This window comes from Streptomyces chumphonensis (assembly GCF_014779715.1).
GTDB lineage: Bacteria > Actinomycetota > Actinomycetes > Streptomycetales > Streptomycetaceae > Streptomyces > Streptomyces chumphonensis.
This window is the reverse complement of the sequence record NZ_JACXYU010000013.1, coordinates 121773-141406: the sequence shown is the minus strand read 5'-3', so window position 1 is coordinate 141406 and position 19634 is coordinate 121773. Positions and strand designations below refer to the sequence as shown.

Genomic DNA, 19634 nt, shown 5'->3' with positions numbered 1-19634 from the left:
CGGTCGTGCGCGGGGTGGTCGTGCGCGGGACGGTCAGTCCGTCCCGGCGGCCTTCAGCAGCCCGTCCTTCGTGACGGCCCCGACGTAGACGCTGCCGTCCTCCGTGATCAGCGCGTTGACCAGCGTGGTGCTGAACACGCGGCCCTCGCCGAACTCACCGCTGACCCGCTCGGAGAACGCGTCCAGCAGCGGCTGCGCCTCCCGGGAGTTCAGCTCGCCGCCCGCGAGGCCCTCGGGTCCCTCGATCTTGACGACGGCGTCCCAGCCCTCGCCGATGACCTCCGCGCTCTCGCCCAGGCCGTCGGCGCCGTCGGCACCCGGCAGGCCGGGGAGCCCGTCCAGGCCCTCGGGCAGGCCGTTCATGCCCCGGCCGTGCTTCTCGGCCAGCTCGTCCGCCTCGGTGACGTCGGTGCCCTTCGGCGGCGTGAAGTCGAACAGCTCGGCGGACGGCTTCCCGAAGTCGACCTTCGTGTAGCCCGCCTCGACCACCGGGTCGCCCTCGCCCCGGGCGTCCAGGGTGACGCGCAGCGGCGTGCCGTTCTCGGCGTCCACGGCGATGCGGACGGCGTCGACCGTGGAGTCCGGCGCGTCCTTCGGCGCGATGGCGAGCACGTAGGCGTCCCGCCCGGCGACGCTCGTGGTGCCGTCCACCGTGACCGACGTCGAGTCGTCGACGGCCGCGAGCGCCCGCTCGGCCGCCTCCTGCGGGGTGAGCGAGCCGGGGCCGCCCCTACCGTGCTCCTCGCCGCCCTCCGGGTGCTCGGGCAGCTCGGCGTGGAAGGCGGTGTCGCTGGCGCTGTCGTACGCCCACAGCTCGCCCTCGTTGCGGATCAGGCTGTACTCGGCGGCGTCCTCCACCACGGAGACGCGCTGCCGCTCGGGGCCGTCCAGGGCGACCCGCAGGGTGTGGTCACCGGCGAGCAGCCCGGTCAGCCTGCCCGCCGGGTCGGCCGGGGAGTCCGTCCCGCCCTGTGCCGGGTCTCCCCCGCCGTCCTCGCCCTTCTCCTCGGGCCCTCCGGAGTGGCCGCCGAAGAGGCCGCCGCCGTCGGACGCGGCGTCCAGCCCGGGAATGCCCAGGTCGGAGCTGAGCTCGACGGTGCCGGAGAGCTGTTCGACGTCGGATTCCGCGATCTTGGTGATGAGTTCCTGCGCCGTGATGTCCGGCAGGTCCGGGTCGCCGCTGTCGGCGAGGGCCGGGACCAGGCCGACACCCGCCGCCGCGACGGCCGCCACCGCGACGGGTACCGCGTACCGCATCGCCTTGTTGCGCGACGTGCTGGGCCGGTGCTCCATAAGTGCGCTACCTCCGTACGTGGGCGGCGTCCACCCCCTGGTGTCCTCCGCCGCCATTGTCACCCGTAACGGTGCGGGGTGGTATGACCAGCCCATCAGATCGGGGCGATTCCGGCGTCACCCGACAGGGCCAACCCCACTACACCCCGGGGATGACGTCCGCCCCGACAGGTCGCACCCGCCCCCTAGGGGGTCGTGCGTGATGAGCTGGGGATACCGTGCGGGAGCCGATGAGCCCCTGATGCCTGGTGCTGACGGACGTGGACACGTCTGGCACGACGAGCGGTTGGCCGGACGTCAACGCCAGGCGGCAGGAGCTCCTTCCGCCCCACACCGCAACCGCAACTCACCGCGACCGACCGCAGGATCAACTGTCGAACACGCCCTGGAACCATGCCGGCCCTGGCGGTCTCCGTGAGGGCGCCCTCTCGGCGGGCGTGTCCGTGAGTGCGACCCGAATCCGCCATGCCCAGTGGCCGGTTCAGGTCGTTCACGTGGCGGCCGGGCATCGACGACCGGTACGGCGATTTCGAACGCGCGGTACACCAACACACGGTTCTCGGTATGGGCCGTGCAGACGGGGGCGGAATCCTGAGGTGGCCGCTATCTGACGGGAATGATGTCGACGTGTACCTTCGGCCTGGCCAGTACGGGCTCAAGGCTCGCGTCGAACTGCAATTCGTACTCGTACTCACTGCCATCGGCAGGAATTCCGTTGTGCTGAGCCATGGTCCTGGGGTCGGACTCGTCCTCCCTGATTGTCCTCATCCCCCGGGTGAAGGAGACCGTTCCCTGCGACCGGGTCCCCCAGTCCCAGTTGCCGACATGTGGGCTCGTCGCCTCCACGCGGTACCTGACCCGGTAGCATCCGTACGTCCTGGAGTCTCCCTGGTACCTCGGAGGTGGGCATCGCACCGAGATCCCCGTGTTCCAGGTGCGATCCCACGGCCACCCGGATTCTTTGCGAAGACCACTGCCCAGCGATTCAACCCTGCTTTCTTGCGGCCCGGAAAAATGCCACCGGACGCCGCTTTCCCCTTCACGTGTCGCCATCCGGTCAGGCGGCCCCGTAGGAGGCGCGCATTCTTCGACTTCTGGGAGAATGGGCGTAGGGACGTTGAGCATCGTGTCGGCTTGGAAATCGTACTCCACCCCCGCCCGGGGCTGACTCGGCATCTGCCGGGCGAGCCTCATACCTCCCCCGGCGGTGGGGCATTCCAGAATCCAACCCGTCTTCACCACGACATCCGATACGACGCTTCCCCTCACCAGCCTCAGGGTCCCCGCGCGCTGCTTCACCCACTCGTCGGATACTGATTTGATCTTGAAATATACGGGGCGGGCAAGGATGGCCTTCCCAATGAGGGGGACAATTTTGACCGTATCACTGACACCGAAGGAAATGGTCTCCTTCTTGCCTACCGAATCGGCACTGCTTGCACCGAACCCGAGCAGGCCAGAAATCGCACCGTCAGGAAGGATGGGGTACTTTTCTCTCAGGGCATTTTCTGCAGTTTTGACGGTGATTCCCACTACCGATTTGAGCGTGCTACGCCAGTCGTCATCACCGCCGCCACCCACGGGGATCGTCTGAGTGGTGGATCGCACTTCCTCAACCTTCAGCTCATGGGCCCCTCCTTTCACCTCGATGGTTCTACCCGCGTTCTCGACGTAAATGCCGTGCTTCTGGTAGAACGGCAGGGCAACCGCGTAGCGCAGGCCGCTGTCGGGGATGTCGTCGGGGCTCGCGAACGAACCCGTTCCCATCCCACTCGCCCGCGGGCTGTCGACAGTGTGCGACTCGTTCAATTCTTGGCCCTCTCTCTTGCCGAATGCAGTGCGGCGGGAGCAGTTCGGGGCAAGTGCGCGTCAAGTCGCCGCCACAGCAGGTTTCCCGCGCGACCGGGCGACCGGCAAGCGGTATACGAAGGGACCACTCTTCCGGGGGCCGCGTGGAATGCGGTCCAACGCGTGTTCGGCGCCGGTGAGAGGTAGGGAGGGAGCAGCGACACACGACGCACACGGTGGCGCCCAGGCCGGGGGACGGCTTTGCCGCCCATGGCAGCGCAGGGCGGGCGGACGGCCGACTCTGTCGCAGGCCAGGTGAATCCTGCTGGTCAGGCCGCCTCGGAGCCGGACGAACTCGCACCCGGCCTCCGGGGGCGAGGCGGAGCGCCACGACGTCATGACCTACCAGGAGAGGTCATGCGGCCCCACGGGCAGGGGCCGCCGACGGTCCGGTTCGACCGGTGGACCTGCGGCCGTCGCGGGGCGGGCGATCTGATCCCATCACGAAAAGATCATCATACTCACACAGAAGTGATCACAAGTCGTCTAGTAGTGGCTTGAGTTGACCAGATGCGAGCATCTCAAGTCCTTCGTCTTCCTGAAGTGATCGAGCTGTGTAGGTTCTGGAACGGCGCGAGGGGAGCGACGTTCCACTCAGCCGACAGGATCATTCATTGGGGAGCGGGAAGGTCGTCGGGCTTCGCGCCGCACACGGCGCCAGAGGCCCGGGACGCGCGGCCCGCAGCACCGGAGGGGAAGACATGGCGGACATCGATCTCGGACTCGCGACGGACTGGGACGAGGGCGACACCCACGGCCGTATCAAACTGCGGCAGAACCAGACCTACCCGAACTCACCGAAGAAGGACGTGCTCATCAGCTCGCCGGTGAGCATCGAGCTGTCCGTGAACTCGAACTACTCGACCTCTCAGGAGGCCGACAAGATCTACTTCACGACGCACTACGGCTCGACCAAGAAGATCATCGCCATCCTCGACTCCGACGGCAACCTCCACATCGCCGGTCGCGTGATCGAGGGGCAGCGGGATCTGTCGTACTGACCCACGACGCGGTGATCCCTCCTCGGTTCCACGGCGAAGTCCTGCGAGCTCCGCGGAACCGAGGAGGTCAGCAGCCGCGTGAGGGCGTTCGCGCACGCCTGCGGCCGCTGTGGGGGTGATGACGGTTCTCGTCGTCACCCCCACGCTGTTCCCCGGGGACGCCCAGGAATCGCCCACACTCGCGTCCCGGCCCGACCGACGCCCGGCCAGGCGAACGGAGTCACACGGCAGCGGCGGCGCTCTGCCGGTAGTCGCGTTCCAGCAGGCCGAGCACCACCTCGTCCAGGAACGCGCCCATGACCCAGGCCGAGGAGCGCAGCACCCCCTCGCGAACGAACCCGTTGCGCTCGGCCGCGCGCAGCATGGCGACGTTGTCCGCCAACGTCTCGATCTGCAGCCGCTGCAGGCTGCGCACCACGAACCCGTAGTGGCACAGCGCCCCGACCACGTCCGTGCCGTAGCCCTGCCCCCGGGCGGACGGCAGCAGCCCCACGCCGACGTGCGCCGACCGGTTGTGCGGATCGATGCCCCACAGGTTCGCGGTGCCCACCAACGTGCCGCCCGCCAGCTCCACCACGGAGAAGGAGACGCTTCCCTCCCGCGTCTCGTCCACGACGAGACGCGGATCCTTCGTGCCGGGCGGCAACGGCCGCCACGGACCACCCTCGGACCGGGCGGAGTTCACCACGTCGTCGTAGAGCTCGGCCCGCAGGATCGGGATGTCCTCGTCGTGCCGGGCCCGCAGCCCGACCTTGCCGCCTTTGAGCATGCGAGCTTCCTATCCGGGGCCACCGGCCCTCGGCAAACCCTTTTGCCCTGCGGTCCCGTCCGGCCACGGGAGACGCGACGTCCGAGGGCTGGGCCGTCGGCCCGACCGCCGGTACCGTCGGGTAACTCCGAACTCGGGAAAGGGGACCCGGTGAGAGTCGCGGTACTCGGCGCCGGCAGCATGGGCTGCCACCTGGGCGGACACCTGGCGCGGCACACGGACGTGACCCTGGTCGGCCGCCCGTCCGTCCTCGACGGACTGGCCGACGGCCTGACCCTCAGCGGCGCCGGCCGCGCCCGCGCCCACGTCCCACCCGAGTTGCTCACCCGCACCACCGACCCCGACGCGCTGGCCGGGGCCGACTACGTCCTCGTCACCGTCAAGTCCGCCGCGACGGCCGCGGCCGCCCGCGAACTGACCGGACGGCTGCGCCCGGACACCACCGTCGTCAGCTTCCAGAACGGGCTGCACAACGCGCGCCTCCTGCGGGACGCCCTGCCGCAGACCACCGTCCTCGCCGGGATGGTGCCGTACAACGTCGTCCACACCGGGCCCGGCACGTTCCACCAGGGCACCACCGGGGCGCTGATGCTCGACGCCCACCCGGCCGCCCGACCGCTGGTCGCGGCGCTGCGGGCGGCCCGGCTGGACGTCCAACCGCGCGACGACATGCCGCGCGTCCAGCACGCCAAGCTGCTCATGAACCTCAACAACGCCGTCAACGCCCTCTCCGGCCTGCCCCTGCGCGAACAACTCGGGCAGCGCGCCTACCGGCTGTGCCTCGCCCGGTGCCAGCAGGAGGCGCTGGCGGCGTTCGCCGCTGCAGGCGTCCGCCCCGCCCGCCTGGGCCCCGTCCCGGCCCGCCTCACGCCCTGGGTGCTGCGCCTGCCGGACGCCGCCTTCCGCCGCGTGGCCGCCGCGAGCCTCGCCGTCGACGCCCACGCCCGCTCCTCGATGTGGGAGGACCTGGAACGCGGACGCGCCACCGAGGTCGACGCACTCCAGGGCGAGGTCGTCGCGATGGCCCGACGCCACGGCCTCACCGCCCCGGCCAACGCCCGCCTCGCCGCCCTCGTGCACGCCGCCGAACAGCCCGGCCTCCACCGCCCCTGGACCGGCCCCGCCCTCCTCCACGCCCTGTCCGGAACGTCCGACGCGACCGAGGACCGACAGGTGCCGGGGCACTGATCGCCTCGTCCCGACGAGGCGCGAGGTCACCTCTCCCGTCCGGCCTCGCCATGGCAACGCCCTGGTCACAGCACTACGCTGGTGAGAGGAGGGGTTCTCCGGGCAGATGGTGAGGCCCTTCATCGCCTTGTGCGGAGAGACGACTCCGCGTCGGCCGGATCGCTCCCGCCCCCAGGGCTCAGCACCGCGATCCCCAGTTCTCGCACATGGATGCCGACAGGCGAGGAAGTGACGACATGTTCGTCAGTTCGGCAGCTTTCGCAAAACCCTTCGAGGGAGGGGAGCCCTATCCCTCCTTCCAGGGACGTACACCCGCCCTGCGGGGCTTCTACCTGGGCTACGACGTCGGCGATCCGACGCCGGGCGACCACGAGATCCAGCTGATACAGGTCCTCGCGGGAGGAGCGTCCCACGACCTCTCACCGAACGCGGACCTCAGCCCGATCGCCCTTCCGGACGGAGAACTGCACCCGGCCCTGCAGGACGCCAACGCGGCGGGCGAGGAGTTCTTCTACCGCGTCTCGCACTCGCTCCTGCGGCTTCCGGGGGCCCAGCGGTACCAGGTCCGCGACGTCGGCGCCGTGGACCACGTCGTCCGCCCCCTGACGATCCCTCCAAGCGCCGGCGACGCCCCGGTACGCCCCCGTGCCTCGGGTGACCCGCTGCTCGCTCTCGTGGGTTTCAAGATGTTCTTCACCGGAGGACGTGACCACGAGCTCGACCGCGTCGGCGTCTGGTTCCGGGGCAAGGACCTGCATGTGGCGATGCGCGACAAGAACGGGGACGACACGTTCGGCTACCTCGTGGACTTCATCGCCGTGCCACGCCCCCTGGCAGGAACGAACGTCAGCACGGGCATACTCCGGGGTAGCGCACGCGGAGGCCGGCAGATCTCCATCCCGAGCCCCTCCCACACCGATTTCCTGCTCACGGGCTGGGCACTCAACTACCAGAGCGGCGACCATGAGATCCGGGACATCGGCGTGGACCGCTCGAACGACGACGTCACCGTGTTCTACAGCGACAAGAACGGTGACGATCCGTTCGACTGGCGCGTGGAATGGGCCCATGTAGGCCCCATGGTGCTGGCGCCCACATGACGTGGCTGAACAGTCACCTCCCACTCCCGCCGGGAACCTTCCTCCGGGCTACCGCTCAGCGCGCCACAGGAAGGCGCCGGTACCGGCGACCAGCAGGAGGACGGCCAGGGCCCAGGCCGTTCCGTTCTCCGCCGCCGCACGGGGCCACTCCCACCACCGCGCGTCAGCGCCGCGTTCCCCCGGCGACCCGATCAGGAACGTCGGCACGGTATGGGCCACGGGGAACAGCCAGGCGAGCCGGGGGCCGAGCAGGGCGGCGGAGAGCGCCGAGAGCCCGGTGAAGCCGAGCAGGTTCCGCAGGGCCAGGGGGACGGCAGCGGCGTCCCGGGACAGGAACAGCGCGAGACAGGTGAGCGTCGTCGCACATCCGAACGCTACGGCGAGGTGCAGGCTGAGGACGCGGCGCCGGGGCAGGGCGGCGGTGTGCGAGAAGTCCGCCATGTCGTCGATGGTCGACATCAGCACGCCCACACCCAGGAGAAGCGGAACGAACGCGGCCCCGGTGGCGGGGATCGCCTCCTCGCCACTGAGGTTGGGGAACAGGACGGCCTGCCCACCCCACCACGTCAGGGCGACGGCGCACCCGGCCATGAAGAGGATGGACCGTACGCCGTGGTGGGACCACAGGTGGCTGCGGAGCGGGGAGAACGCTCCGTCTTCTCGCGTCAGCACGGTGCCCGCATCTCCTCGGCCCACGTCGTGGCGGTTTCGACCTGGCGCGGTTCGGGGAGCGTCAGCACGTCGCGGACCTCCTGCTGCCAGGAGACGTCCCCCGCGTAGTCGTAGGACGGCAACTCTGCGGAGCGCGTCGCCCGCGCCTCAAGCCACGCTTCCAGCCGGAGGCCCGCGTTCACCCGGTTCTGCAGGTCCTTCTCCGACTCGTCCTCGCACCACGTCTTGTGCGCATCGGTCAGCTCAAGGAGGAGCGTGTGCAGGAGGTCCCGGGAACCATGGTCCAGGGTGAAGCCCCCGGTGCCACCGTCCCCGAGCCCATGTTCGCTGTACCGCGCAGGAGGAGGAAGAACGCCCTCGGCGGCACGGGCGACCTTCCCCGCCGCTTCGACCGCTTCCGGAAGACGGTCCGCGTGCTCGGGCCACACGCAGACGGAGCTACCGCCACCCGGCGCACACACCGGCTCTTCGGCCTCCCGGTCAGCCAGAAGAAGGCTGCCGCTTCCCGGCATGGCGGCCACGGCGATGAGGGTTGCCGCAGAGAAGAAGGCACCGGTGCCCGAGGTCGCCACTCTGCGACCGCCGGTCTCCAGCAGCCGGCCCACCGTGCACGCGGCCGCCAGGGCCAGCGCCATGACGACGAGACGCCACGTCAGATGCACGGAGGACAGACGGACGTCGATCGCGTGGTAGAAGGCGGTGTAGGCCAGCGGGGAGAAGTTGGTGCTGAAGACCAGGCTGAACAGCAGGAAGCCGCCGATCGCCGCGACCGCGCCGGTGAAGCGGGTCGGAGCGAGGCGGCCGAGCACATGCCCCAGGGCCAGCGCGAAGACGATGCCGCTCAGGCCGAACACCGGGTACTCGAGCCAGGGCCCGCCGGGCGCGCCCACCGCCGTCGCCCAGGCGGCAACCGTGCACAGCAGATAGACAAGAGAGAGCCACGCGGCGTCGGCGGCCAGCCGGGTGAGCTCCACCTGCGGCAGGGGGCGCGCGGCCAGCAGCAGATCGGAGCCGCTGCGGCGCAGCCGGGACGCCTGCTGAGCGGCCAGGCCGACCCCGGCGATCATCAACGGCACGGCCGCCCGTGTCGTCGCCGCCGACGTCTCCGGCCACGAGCCCTGCCATGAACCGCCGACGAAGAAGACCATCGCTACGGAAGCGGCGAACAGCGGAAGCGCCGCCCACCGCATCGGGCTCCGTCGGAACTCGATGAGGAATCCGGTCACTGGGCGCCTCCCCGATCCTGGACGGGAGGCGCGCCGAGGGCCGTCGCGTACCCGCGCTCCAGTGGAGTGTCCCCCGGCGCGTCAGCCGTGCCGAGCGCCTGCAACTCCGCAGGGGGCCCGACGAACCGCAGTGTGCCCTCGTACAGCACGCCCATACGGGCGCACGTGTGTGCCACGTCCTCGACGAGGTGCGTGCTCAGCAGGACGCAGCTGTCCCGCGCCAGTTCACGCACCAACTCCCTGAAGCGAACCCGCTGATGGGGGTCAAGACCGGTCGTGGGCTCATCCAGGATGATCAGTGCCGGACGGCCGGCGATGGCCTGGGCGATACCGGCCCGGCGGCGCATGCCACCGGAGAGCTTCCGCAGCGGGGTGCCCGCCTGGCTCTGGAGTTCCACCTGCTCGATGGCCTCCGACGCCGAACGTGGGATGTCACGTCGCGGTACTTCGCGCAACCACGCGCAGTGCCGCACGAAATCCGTGACGGTGAAGTCGGCCGGGTGGGCGAAACTCTGCGGGAGATACCCGATTCCGCGTCGCGCCGCGCGCAACTCCTTGCGCGTGCGCACGTCGTGACCGAAGAGTCGGAGCGTCCCCGAGGTCGGCGCACTCACGGTGGCGAGACTGCGCAGCAGCGTGCTCTTCCCCGCCCCGTTGGGCCCGAGCAGCCCGAAGGCACCGGCTCCAAGCCCGAGACTGACACCCCGGACCACCGGCTTCCCCCGGTACCCCTGGTGCAAAGCCTTCACGTCAACTATGAGCATTTCCAAGCCAATTGCCTGCGCAGGAGCGGGGACCGGTCGGGAGCTTACCCGCGCACCGTACCCCGTTGTGATCTTCTCGGACCGCCCGCACGTCGCAGTCCGGGCCCGGTCCCGAACTGCTCGGCGACCCGGCGACCGTCTTGGAGCTCGGCTGCGGCACCGGACGGGCCCTCGCCCACCTCGCCCAGCGAGGAGTACGGGCGACGGGCGTGGACCTCTCGCCCGTCATGGTCGCGCACACCACCGAGCGGTGGGGACCGCGGGGCGCCCGCTTCGTCTGCGCCGACACGCTGGAGTACCTGCGGAGTACGGCCGAAAGCCCCTCTTCTCCCTGACTCGGCACATGCCTTCGATGGCGAGAGCAACGAGTACCGGGCGTCGCCGTCTCAGCAGTATAGGGCCGGAGGACTCCTACGCTCGGTCGGCGTACGGGTACGAAACGTGGACAGACTCTGTGACCTTGCGTGACGATTGGGTGACGCCAGCGACACGCACGGGAGGTCCGGCATGGCGGCAGGTACGGACGACAACGCTGCGGCGCGCTCCGCCTCCGGCGGCCGCGAGCCCGAGGCGTCCGACAGCCTCAAGGCCTTCGGCGAGGTGGTCAAGGCCTTCCGCAGACGAGCCGGCCTGACGCAGGAGGAGTTCGCCCGCCGGGTCCTGTACTCGGTCCAGATGGTGGCCTCCATCGAGCAGGGACGCCGGTTCCCGCCCGCCACGTTCGTGGAGCGGGCCGAGGAGGTCCTCGACGCGTTCGGCGCGCTGAGGGGAGCCGCCCGTCACCTCTCCCGTCGCCCTGGACTGGCGAGTTGGTTTCGCGAGTGGGCGCGGATGGAGACGGAAGCCATCAGCCTGTACACATACGAGTGCCGACTCATCCCGGGCCTCCTGCAGACCGAGGCCTATGCCAGAGCCCTCTACGCCGATCATCTTCCACCTTTGGGCGATGACGACATCGAAGCGCAGTGGACGGTTCGAGCGGACCGACAGCGACTGCTGCATGAGCGGCCGAACACCGCATTCAGCTTCATCGTGGAAGAGCACCTGTTCAAGCGTCGAACCGGCGGGGTCGAGGTGACGGGCCAACTACTCGATCACGTCTTGGAGATCGGCGGTCTGCGGAACGTCGAGGTCCAGGTCATGCCGGAGGTTTCGGAAAGCCATGCCGGTCTCCACGGCCCGATGCGCCTCGCCGAGGCGCCCGACAACAAGTGGTTCGCCTACTGCGAGGGACAGGAAATCGGCCACTTCATCACCACGGCGAAACTCATCAGCACCTTGCACATGCGGTATGCCAGGATGCGTTCGCAGGCACTGTCTTTGGCAGACTCCAAGAGCCTGTTGCAGCGGATGCGAGGAGCCCTGAGAACATGAGTGACCTGGCTTGGTCCAAGAGCAGCTACAGCAGCGGCGGCGACGGAGACTGCGTCGAAGTCGCCGCTGCGTGGCGTAAGTCGACGTACAGCAGCAGCAGCGGCGACGACTGCGTGGAGGTGGCGGAGTGTGCTGAGGCGGTGCATGTCCGGGACTCCAAGCGCGCGGACGGGCCGCAGTTCGTGGTCGGTGCGGGGTCGTGGGTGGCGTTCTTGGGTTTCGCCGTCCGGGGCTGACGGGCGCCGGGTCGCGGTGCCGTTTCGTGGGGGGCTACGTGCGCGTAGCGTTTCCTCATGGACACCACGGGAGTTCTGGACGAGGCGCTGGAGCGCCTGCACACGACGGGGCCGGAGTTCGACGACTGGCTGAGCAACCACGGGCCGATGGCCGTCGAGGCGCTGGTGCGGCGGGGTGAGGGCGGCGGCGTCCACCGCTGGCTGGACCGGTACACGACGCGGCTGGAGGACCGGCCCGCCTCCGGTGACGCGATCCGGGACGACGCCTGGGCGGACGCGCTGGGTGACCCGCGTCGGCTGGGTGACTGGCTGGACCACTTCGACCGGCTCCTGGTGGCGGACCCCCGCGAGCCGTGGCGGGCGGTGCTGGCGACGTGGTGGCCCCGGCTGCTGCCGGGCATCGCGGCGGGGGCGACGCATCCGGTGATCCGCGTCGGGCACGCCGTCGTGGGGTTGCGGGCGGAGGAGAACGCGCCCCGGCTGCGGGAGCTGGCGCACGGCCTGGGGTACTGGGCCGCCCGGTACCAGCCGCTGCCCGCCGACCTGGCGCTGGTGTCCTCGCCGCACGCGGCGGCCGAGGCGTTGCGGGCGGTGCCGCCGGTGGCGGACCAGAGCCGGGGCATCGTCCACCGGCTCGACCAGCTGACCGAGCTGCCGGACTGGCCGACGGCGCGCGACGTCTCGGGCCCGGACGACGTGCCGGGGCGGCTGACGGAGCTGGTGGACGCCGCCGTGCGGTACTACGCCACGCACGCGCACGGCAGCGCCGTGATGCTGGTGCACGCGGCGACGGCGCCGAACGCCGTGCTGCGGACGCTGCCGGACCTGCCGCGCGCGCTGTGGGAGCCGGGGCTGGCGGCGGCCTGGTCGGCCTCGGCGGCGGTGACGGCCGCCTACCGTCCGGCGGGTCCGGCGGGGGCGGCGCATCCGGGGTCGGCGAGCGCCGAGGAGTTGTTCGCCCGGGCGGCGGCGCACGGGGACGAGCACGCGATCAAACTGGCCGACACGGTGCTGGACGTCGCGGCGCGGCATCCGGAGGACGTGGTGGCCCGCAGTGCGGCGCTCCGGGCCACGGAGCTGATCGACCCGCTGTAGGCATCCGCTGGAGGGCAGCCGGAGGGCGTCCGCTGGAGGGTCGGACGCCCGCGCGGGGCCCGGTCAGCCCGCGCGGTGCACGACGGCGTCGCAGAGCGCCGCGAGGGCGTCCTTGGCGGCGCAGTCGGGGAGCGGGCCCAGCGTGTCGCGGGCCTGCTCCGCGCAGCGGACGGTGTACTCGCGGGCCTCCTGGAGCGCGGGGTGGGCGCGTAGCCCGGCGAGGGCCTCGGCGTGCCGGGCGTCGTCGTCGAGGTCGCCCGCGAGCAGTCCGGCCAGGGCGCGGTCCTCGGCGGAGCCGCTGCGGGCGACGCGGGCCCGCAGGTGGAGGACGGGCAGGGTGGCGACGCCCTCGCGCAGGTCGGTGCCGGGCGTCTTGCCGGACTCGTGGCCGTCGCTGGCGATGTCCAGGACGTCGTCGGCGAGCTGGAAGGCGATGCCGACGCGCTCCCCGAACTGGGTGAGGACGGAGACCGTGCGCTCGTCGGCGCCGCTCATCAGGCCGCCGAAGCGGGCGGAGACGGCGATGAGGGAGCCGGTCTTGCCCGCGAGGACGTCGAGGTAGTGGTCGATGGGGTCCTGCTCGGGGCGGGGGCCCGCCGTCTCCAGGATCTGGCCGGTGACGAGTCGCTCGAACGCCTCGGCCTGGATGCGGACGGCCTCGGGGCCGAGGTCGGCGAGGACGTGGGAGGCGCGGGCGAAGAGGAAGTCCCCGGTGAGGACGGCGACGGAGTTGTCCCAGTTGGCGTTGGCGCTGGGGACGCCCCGGCGGACGTCGGCCTCGTCCATGACGTCGTCGTGGTAGAGCGTCGCGAGGTGGGTCAGCTCGACGACGACGGCGGAGGGCACGACGCCGGGGGCGTGCGGGTCGCCGAACTGGGCGGCGAGGAGGGTCAGCAGCGGGCGGAAGCGCTTGCCGCCGGCCCGGACGAGGTGCTGGGCGGCGTCGGTGACCAGGGGGACGTCGCTCTTGGTCGCCGCGATCAGGCCGTGCTCGACGGCGGACAACCCGGCCTGGACATCGGCTTCCAGAGCCTTGTCCCGCACGCTCAGCCCGAAGGGCCCGACGACGGTCACGGGGGTTCTCCTGTCTGCGGACGATTTCTCACCTGGTCACCGCGGGTTACTGCGGGGTACACGTCTGCGTGGCGTTCTCACCGGAAGCGTATCCGGTCACATAAGGATCACGTGAGGCACGTCGGTCGATAGCCTGTGCCCGGTCCTGACCGGCGACGACCTCGAAGGCGAGGGCATCCTCCATGCCAGCTGACACCCCAGCGGACCTCTACGGGCCGGACAATCTGCCCTACGGCGTCTTCACGACGGCCGACGCCCCGGAGCGGCGCCGGATCGGCGTGCGCCTCGGCGACACCGTGCTGGATCTGGGCGCCGCGGCGGCGGCCCTGGGCTCCCCGCACGCCGAGCTCCTCTCCGCCCCCACCCTGAACCCGCTGCTCGCGGCGGGCCGCGCCGTGTGGACGGCGGTGCGCACCGAGCTGCGGACGTGGCTGCGGGAGGGCCGGGCTGAGCTGACGGCCGTCCCACTGGCCGACGTCACCCTGCACCTGCCGTTCGAGGTCGCCGACTACGTCGACTTCTACGCCAGCGAGCACCACGCGACGAACGTCGGGAAGATGTTCCGGCCGGACAGCGAGCCGCTGACGCCGAACTGGAAGCACCTGCCGATCGGCTACCACGGCCGGGCCGGGACCGTCGTGGTCTCCGGGACGCCCGTGGTGCGTCCGCAGGGGCAGCGCCGCACGCCGGACGGGCCGGTGTTCGGGCCGTCGCAGCGGCTGGACATCGAGGCGGAGGTCGGCTTCGTCGTCGGGGCGCCCTCGCGGCTGGGCGAGCCGGTACCGCAGTCGGCGTTCCGTGACCACGTCTTCGGCGTGTGCCTGGTGAACGACTGGTCGGCGCGGGACGTCCAGGCGTGGGAGTACGTGCCGCTCGGCCCGTTCCTCGGCAAGTCCTTCGCCACGTCGGTGTCGGCGTGGATCACGCCGCTGGAGGCGCTGGACGCCGCCCGCGTCGCGCCGCCGGAGCGCACCCATCCGCTGCTGGACTACCTGAAGGACGACGCCGACGACCCGGCCGGGTTCGACGTGCGCATCACCGTCACGCTCAACGGCCAGGTGATCTCCGAGCCGCCGTTCTCCGCGATGTACTGGACGGCGGCGCAGCAGCTGGCGCACATGACGGTCAACGGGGCCTCGCTGCGTACCGGTGACCTGTTCGCCTCCGGCACGGTCAGCGGCCCGGAGAAGCACCAGCGCGGCTGCCTGCTGGAGCTGACCTGGTCGGGCGAGAACCCCCTCGAACTGCCCGACGGCACGCGGTCGTTCCTGGAGGACGGGGACGAGGTCGTGCTCACCGCGTGGGCGCCGGGGCCGGACGGCGGACGGGTGGGGCTCGGCGAGGTCGCCGGCCGCGTCGTGAAGAGCTGAGCGAGCGGCGGCATTGGTACTGTTGGCCGATTTTCCGGATCGGCCGACGGCCGGGCTCCGGGGGCGGTGCGACCACCGTCCCCGGAGCCCGTACCGGACCGACGACGGCACCACCGAGCACCACCAAGCACCACCAAGCACCACCGAGCACTGACGAGCACCACCGAAGGCATCATCGAGGCAAGGGGAGGCACCGTGCGCACCAGGGCGCGGATCGCGAGCACGTTCGCCGCCGTGGCGGCGTCGGCTCTGCTCATGACGGGCTGCGGCGGCGGCAGTGACGACGACGGCGGGAACAGCGAGCCGGAGCCGACGGCGTCGGGCTCGCCGGAGGCGTCGCCGGACGCGGCGGGCGGGGAGGTCGACCTCGACGCCCTCCAGGGCGGCTGGATCACCGTCGCGGAGGCCGACAAGCCCGTCATCCTCGGCGTCTTCGAGGAGAGCATCACGGTCTCGGCCGAGACCGCCTGCACCGGCACGATCGACGCCGACGCGAGCCCCATGACGATGAGCCTGGTCTGCGAGGGCGACGGCACGGAGTTCACCAAGGGGACCGTCACGGGGCTGACGGACGGGGAGCTGACGATCGAGTGGGCGAGCGGCGAGGAGTACGCCTTCGGCAGGCCGCCGGAGATCGCCGAGACGCCCGAGCTGCCCGACGGGTTCCCCTCGGAACTGCCGACGGAGCTGCCCGACCTGCCCGACACCGCGAGCTGACGCCCCCCGGCGGCGAGCCCTGCTAGCTTGACGCCATTCCCACGCTCACCGAGGAGAAGCAATGCGCACGTCCCTCCGGATGACCTCGGCGGCAGCGGCGGCCCTGGCCGCGACGCTGGTGCTCGGCGGCTGCGGCAGCGGCGACGACGGCGACCAGAAGCCGGCCGCCGAGGAGACGCTGAACCCGGGCGCCGATCCGGAGACGGGGAAGCAGCCGGGCTCCGTGCAGGGCGTCTGGAGCACGGAGGCGGACGGCGAGGAGTTCGTGCTGACGGTCGTGGCGGACGGCGTGAGCCTGGTGCGCGGCGGCACGCCCTGCACCGGCCGGATGATGGACGGGGACAAGCCGACGCTCGACCTCACCTGCCCCGACGGCGGCGGGGAGGACCGGGCCAGCGGCACGGTGGAGAGCGTCGACAGCGAGGAGCTGGAGGTCGCCTGGAACGGCGGCGTCACCGACACCTACGCCCGGGTCGCCGAGGCGCCCAAGGACATGCCGACCGACCTCGGCAACCTGGAGGACCTGCTGCCGCAGGGCTGACGGGCCGCGCACGGCGGGAGCCGGGCACCCACCCTGAGCGGTGGCTGCCCGGCTCCCGCCGTGCGGCGTCCGGGGCGGACGCGCCCGCTACCGGACGAAGACGCCCGCCTGGCCCGCGAGGTCCAGGAAGTACTGCGGCGCCACCCCGAGGACGAGGGTGACGGCCACGCCGACGCCGATGGCGACCGTGGTGAACGCGCTGGGGATGGCCACCGTCGGGCCCTCCGGGCTGGGCTCGGAGAAGAACATCAGGACGATGACGCGCACGTAGAAGAAGGCCGCGATGGCCGAGGCGATGACGCCGACGACGACGAGCGCGCCCGCGCCGCCCTCCGCGGCCGCCTTGAACACCGCGAACTTCCCGGCGAACCCGGAGGTCAGCGGAATGCCCGCGAAGGCCAGCAGGAACACCGCGAACACGGCGGCCACCAGCGGGGAACGCCGCCCGAGCCCGGCCCACTTGGACAGGTGCGTCGCCTCGCCGCCCGCGTCCCGCACGAGCGTCACGACGGAGAACGCGCCGAGCGTCACGAAGGAGTAGGCCAGGAGGTAGAAGAGGACGGAGGAGACACCCTCCGGCGAGGTCGCGACGACGCCCGCGAGGATGAACCCGGCGTGCGCGATGGACGAGTAGGCCAGCAGCCGCTTGACGTCCGTCTGGGTGATGGCGACGACCGCGCCGAGGAGCATCGAGACGATCGCCACGCCCCACAGGACGGGCTCCCAGTCCCAGCGCAGCCCCGGCAGGACGACGTAGAGCAGGCGCAGCAGGGCGCCGAAGGCGGCCACCTTCGTCGCCGCCGCCATGAAGCCGGTGACGGGCGTCGGCGCGCCCTGGTAGACGTCCGGCGTCCACATGTGGAAGGGCACCGCGCCGACCTTGAACAGCAGGCCCATGACGACCATCGCCCCGCCGACGAGCAGCAGCGCGTCGCTGGACATGCTGGCCGCCAGCGCCGGGCCGGGGCTGGGCACCGTGCCCTCGACGACCTCGGCGATGCCCGCGTAGGAGACGGTGCCCGCGTAGCCGTAGAGCAGGGCGATGCCGAAGATCAGGAACGCCGAGGAGAACGCGCCCAGCAGGAAGTACTTGACGGCCGCCTCCTGGGAGAGGAGACGGCGGCGCCGGGCGAGCGCGCACAGCAGGTACAGCGGGAGGGAGAAGACCTCCAGCGCGATGAACAGCGTCAGCAGGTCGTTCGCGGCGGGGAAGAGCAGCATGCCGCCCACCGCGAAGAGCAGCAGCGGGAAGATCTCCGTCGTCGTCCAGCCCGCCTTGACGGCGGCCTTCTCGCCCTCGCCGCCGGGGACGGCGGCGGGCTGGGCGGCGAAGGAGTCGACGGGTCCGCCGCCGGCCCGGGGCTCCAGGCGGCGTTCGGCGAAGGTGAAGACGGCCACCAGCGCCACCAGGAGGATGACGCCCTGGAGGAACAGCGCGGGGCCGTCGACCGCGACGGCCCCGACCCCGGCGACGGCGGCCTTGTCGGTGGCGTACCCGCCCATGGCGAGCGCCAGCACGGCGGCGAAGGCTCCGGCGAAGCCGAGGGAGGCCAGCGCCACCTGGACCCCGTAGCGGGCGCGCCGCGGTGCGAACGCCTCCACGAGGATGCCGACGACGGCGGCACCGAGGACGATCAGCGTCGGGGACAGCTGGGCGTACTCGATCGACGGCGCCTCGGCCGCGACCGTCCACAGGCTGTGGACGGGCTCGGCGGCGGCCGCGCCGGAAAGGGTGGTCGCGCTCATTCCGTGGCCTCCACTGCGGGCAGTTCCGGCTCCGGGTCGGTCTCACGCACGTCCGAGAGCGTGTGCTCGACCGCCGGGTTGACGATGTCGGTCAGCGGCTTCGGGAAGACGCCGAGGAAGATCAGCAGGGCGATCAGCGGGGCCACCACGGCGAGTTCGCGGGGCCGCAGGTCCGGCATCCGCGCGATCTCCGGCTTGTCGACCGGTCCGGTCATGGTGCGCTGGTAGAGCAGCAGGACGTAGATCGCGGCCAGGACGATGCCCGCCGTCGCCACGATGCCCGCCGCCGGGTAGCGGCTGAACGTGCCCACGAGGACGAGGAACTCGCTGACGAACGGCGCCAGTCCGGGCAGCGAGAGGGTGGCGAGCCCGCCGATCAGGAACGTCCCCGCCAGCACCGGCGCCACCTTCTGCACCCCGCCGTAGTCGGCGATGAGCCGGGAGCCGCGCCGGGAGATGAGGAACCCGGCGACCAGCATCAGCGCGGCCGTGGAGATGCCGTGGAAGACCATGTACAGCGTCGCGCCGCTCTGGCCCTGGCTCGTCATCGCGAAGATGCCGAGGATGATGAAGCCGAAGTGGGAGATGGACGCGTACGCCACCAGCCGCTTGATGTCCCGCTGGCCGACGGCGAGCAGCGCCCCGTAGACGATGCTGACCAGCGCCAGCACGATGACGACGGGCGTCGCCCAGGCGCTGGCCTCGGGGAAGAGGCCGAGGCAGAAGCGCAGCATCGCGAAGGTGCCGACCTTGTCGACGACGGCGGTGATGAGCACCGCCACCGGCGCGGTGGACTCCCCCATGGCGTTCGGCAGCCAGGTGTGCAGCGGCCACAGCGGCGCCTTGACGGCGAAGGCGAGGAAGAAGCCGAGGAACAGCAGCCGCTCGGTGTTGGTCGCCATCTCCAGCTCACCGGAGGCGCGGGCCTCGGCGATCTGTTGGAGGGAGAACGTGCCCGCCGGGAGCTGGTCGGCCGTCACGACGTACAGGCCGATGACGGCGGCCAGCATGATGAGGCCGCCGGCCAGGTTGTAGAGGAGGAACTTGACGGCGGCGTAGGAACGCTGCTTGGCGCCCTCCGCCTCCCCGGCCGCGTGCGCCCGGTCCCCGAAGCCTCCGATGAGGAAGTACATCGGGATGAGCATGGCTTCGAAGAAGATGTAGAAGACGAACACGTCGGTCGCGGCGAAGGAGATGATCACCATCGCCTCGACCATGAGGATGAGGGCGAAGAAGCCCTGCGTGGGACGCCAGCGCCGACCCGCGTCGGCCCCCTCCCCGTCCGGATCGGGCTCGGCGTCGTGCCAGCCGGCCGCGATGATGAACGGGATCAGCAGCGCGGTGAGGGCGATGAGGGCGGCGGCGATGCCGTCCACACCCACCTCGTAGCGCACGCCGAAGTCGGCGATCCACGCGTAGGACTCGGTGAGCTGGTAGCGCTCGCCGCCCGCGTCGAAGGCGGCCAGCACCCAGCCCGCCAGCACCAGGGTGCCGAGCGAGACGGCGAGCGCGAGCCACTTCGCGACGGTCCGCCGGGCGGCGGGCACGGCGGCGGTGGCGACCGCGCCCAGGGCGGGCAGCACGGCCGTGGCCGTCACCAGCGGGAATGACATATCAGAC

18 protein-coding genes and 1 pseudogene are annotated in these 19634 nt (G+C 71.1%); 10 read left to right on the top strand and 9 right to left on the bottom strand.

All coding sequences use genetic code 11. The features are described from left to right. Positions 1–33: 33 nt before the first annotated feature. The gene (locus tag IF129_RS21300; RefSeq protein ID WP_191211368.1) at positions 34–1293 is read right to left on the bottom strand and encodes a LolA family protein; all 1260 of its coding nucleotides are present in this window, start codon (positions 1291–1293) and stop codon (positions 34–36) included. 603 nt (positions 1294–1896) lie between these two features. Beyond that, positions 1897–3102 carry a hypothetical protein gene (locus IF129_RS21295; protein WP_191211367.1) on the bottom strand — a complete coding sequence of 402 codons (1206 nt, stop codon included), beginning with the start codon at positions 3100–3102 and terminating at the stop codon, positions 1897–1899. A 740-nt stretch (positions 3103–3842) separates the two neighbouring features. Between IF129_RS21295 and IF129_RS21290 the strand changes: the two genes are divergently transcribed. Beyond that, the gene (locus IF129_RS21290; RefSeq protein WP_191211366.1) at positions 3843–4142 is read left to right on the top strand and encodes a DUF6342 family protein; all 300 of its coding nucleotides are present in this window, start codon (positions 3843–3845) and stop codon (positions 4140–4142) included. 220 nt (positions 4143–4362) lie between these two features. Here the strand turns inward: IF129_RS21290 and IF129_RS21285 are convergent, their stop codons facing one another. After that, on the bottom strand, positions 4363–4911 hold the full coding sequence (locus IF129_RS21285) for a GNAT family N-acetyltransferase (protein WP_191211365.1): 549 nt from the start codon (positions 4909–4911) through the stop codon (positions 4363–4365). Positions 4912–5061: 150 nt separating this feature from the next. Between IF129_RS21285 and IF129_RS21280 the strand changes: the two genes are divergently transcribed. Together IF129_RS21280 and IF129_RS21275 are read left to right on the top strand one after the other, a co-directional pair. Then, positions 5062–6099, top strand: a complete 1038-nt coding sequence (locus IF129_RS21280) for a 2-dehydropantoate 2-reductase (protein ID WP_318153872.1) — start codon at positions 5062–5064, stop codon at positions 6097–6099. 236 nt (positions 6100–6335) lie between these two features. Beyond that, complete coding sequence (locus IF129_RS21275) at positions 6336–7199, top strand: hypothetical protein (RefSeq protein ID WP_191211364.1); 864 nt, start codon at positions 6336–6338, stop codon at positions 7197–7199. Between the two features lie 48 nt (positions 7200–7247). On the opposite strand, the gene IF129_RS21270 is transcribed toward IF129_RS21275, so the two are convergent. From IF129_RS21270 to IF129_RS21260, 3 genes are read right to left on the bottom strand one after another with little or no spacing between them, the layout of a single operon-like run. Next, complete coding sequence (locus IF129_RS21270) at positions 7248–7871, bottom strand: hypothetical protein (RefSeq protein WP_191211363.1); 624 nt, start codon at positions 7869–7871, stop codon at positions 7248–7250. Then, entirely contained in the window at positions 7865–9097 is a 1233-nt protein-coding gene (locus IF129_RS21265; RefSeq protein WP_318153871.1) for an ABC transporter permease, read from the bottom strand. Before IF129_RS21265 ends, IF129_RS21270 begins: the two co-directional genes overlap by 7 nt. After that, a complete protein-coding gene (locus tag IF129_RS21260) occupies positions 9094–9861 on the bottom strand; it encodes an ABC transporter ATP-binding protein (protein WP_191211362.1) in 768 nt (255 codons plus the stop codon). The genes IF129_RS21265 and IF129_RS21260 overlap by 4 nt, the downstream gene beginning before the upstream one ends. Before the next feature lie 101 nt (positions 9862–9962). On the opposite strand from IF129_RS21260, the pseudogene IF129_RS21255 reads away from it, so the two are divergent. The 4 genes and pseudogenes from IF129_RS21255 to IF129_RS21240 form a co-directional block, all read left to right on the top strand. After that, positions 9963–10178: pseudogene (locus IF129_RS21255) on the top strand (class I SAM-dependent methyltransferase); the annotation flags it as partial. 190 nt (positions 10179–10368) lie between these two features. Further along, on the top strand, positions 10369–11235 hold the full coding sequence (locus tag IF129_RS21250; protein WP_191211361.1) for a helix-turn-helix domain-containing protein: 867 nt from the start codon (positions 10369–10371) through the stop codon (positions 11233–11235). Beyond that, on the top strand, positions 11232–11471 hold the full coding sequence (locus tag IF129_RS21245) for a DUF397 domain-containing protein (RefSeq protein ID WP_191211360.1): 240 nt from the start codon (positions 11232–11234) through the stop codon (positions 11469–11471). The genes IF129_RS21250 and IF129_RS21245 overlap by 4 nt, the downstream gene beginning before the upstream one ends. A gap of 57 nt (positions 11472–11528) precedes the next feature. After that, the gene (locus IF129_RS21240) at positions 11529–12566 is read left to right on the top strand and encodes a questin oxidase family protein (RefSeq protein ID WP_191211359.1); all 1038 of its coding nucleotides are present in this window, start codon (positions 11529–11531) and stop codon (positions 12564–12566) included. Positions 12567–12629: 63 nt separating this feature from the next. On the opposite strand, the gene IF129_RS21235 is transcribed toward IF129_RS21240, so the two are convergent. Beyond that, a complete protein-coding gene (locus tag IF129_RS21235) occupies positions 12630–13640 on the bottom strand; it encodes a polyprenyl synthetase family protein (RefSeq protein WP_191211358.1) in 1011 nt (336 codons plus the stop codon). Between the two features lie 182 nt (positions 13641–13822). On the opposite strand from IF129_RS21235, the gene fahA reads away from it, so the two are divergent. The 3 genes from fahA (at position 13823) to IF129_RS21220 (ending at position 16268) form a co-directional block, all read left to right on the top strand. Then, on the top strand, positions 13823–15010 hold the full coding sequence (gene fahA, locus IF129_RS21230; protein ID WP_191211357.1) for a fumarylacetoacetase: 1188 nt from the start codon (positions 13823–13825) through the stop codon (positions 15008–15010). Between the two features lie 195 nt (positions 15011–15205). Beyond that, complete coding sequence (locus tag IF129_RS21225; protein WP_191211356.1) at positions 15206–15727, top strand: hypothetical protein; 522 nt, start codon at positions 15206–15208, stop codon at positions 15725–15727. 61 nt (positions 15728–15788) lie between these two features. Further along, entirely contained in the window at positions 15789–16268 is a 480-nt protein-coding gene (locus IF129_RS21220; protein WP_191211355.1) for a hypothetical protein, read from the top strand. Positions 16269–16355: 87 nt separating this feature from the next. Here the strand turns inward: IF129_RS21220 and nuoN are convergent, their stop codons facing one another. Beyond that, complete coding sequence (nuoN, locus tag IF129_RS21215) at positions 16356–18014, bottom strand: NADH-quinone oxidoreductase subunit NuoN (protein ID WP_191211354.1); 1659 nt, start codon at positions 18012–18014, stop codon at positions 16356–16358. After that, positions 18011–19627 (bottom strand): NADH-quinone oxidoreductase subunit M, encoded by a 1617-nt coding sequence (locus IF129_RS21210; protein WP_191211391.1) that lies wholly within the window; start codon positions 19625–19627, stop codon positions 18011–18013. The genes nuoN and IF129_RS21210 overlap by 4 nt, the downstream gene beginning before the upstream one ends. Positions 19628–19634: the final 7 nt, after the last annotated feature.

Bases quoted from the DNA above. Each gene is read 5' to 3' on its own strand.
- IF129_RS21300 (WP_191211368.1), bottom strand. From the start codon at position 1,293: ATGGAGCACCGGCCCAGCACGTCGCGCAACAAGGCGATGCGGTACGCG.
- IF129_RS21290 (WP_191211366.1), top strand. From the start codon at position 3,843: ATGGCGGACATCGATCTCGGACTCGCGACGGACTGGGACGAGGGCGAC.
- IF129_RS21285 (WP_191211365.1), bottom strand. From the start codon at position 4,911: ATGCTCAAAGGCGGCAAGGTCGGGCTGCGGGCCCGGCACGACGAGGAC.
- IF129_RS21275 (WP_191211364.1), top strand. From the start codon at position 6,336: ATGTTCGTCAGTTCGGCAGCTTTCGCAAAACCCTTCGAGGGAGGGGAG.
- IF129_RS21260 (WP_191211362.1), bottom strand. From the start codon at position 9,861: ATGCTCATAGTTGACGTGAAGGCTTTGCACCAGGGGTACCGGGGGAAG.
- IF129_RS21250 (WP_191211361.1), top strand. From the start codon at position 10,369: ATGGCGGCAGGTACGGACGACAACGCTGCGGCGCGCTCCGCCTCCGGC.
- IF129_RS21245 (WP_191211360.1), top strand. From the start codon at position 11,232: ATGAGTGACCTGGCTTGGTCCAAGAGCAGCTACAGCAGCGGCGGCGAC.
- IF129_RS21240 (WP_191211359.1), top strand. From the start codon at position 11,529: ATGGACACCACGGGAGTTCTGGACGAGGCGCTGGAGCGCCTGCACACG.
- fahA (WP_191211357.1), top strand. From the start codon at position 13,823: ATGCCAGCTGACACCCCAGCGGACCTCTACGGGCCGGACAATCTGCCC.
- IF129_RS21220 (WP_191211355.1), top strand. From the start codon at position 15,789: ATGCGCACGTCCCTCCGGATGACCTCGGCGGCAGCGGCGGCCCTGGCC.
- nuoN (WP_191211354.1), bottom strand. From the start codon at position 18,014: ATGAGCGCGACCACCCTTTCCGGCGCGGCCGCCGCCGAGCCCGTCCAC.
- IF129_RS21210 (WP_191211391.1), bottom strand. From the start codon at position 19,627: ATGTCATTCCCGCTGGTGACGGCCACGGCCGTGCTGCCCGCCCTGGGC.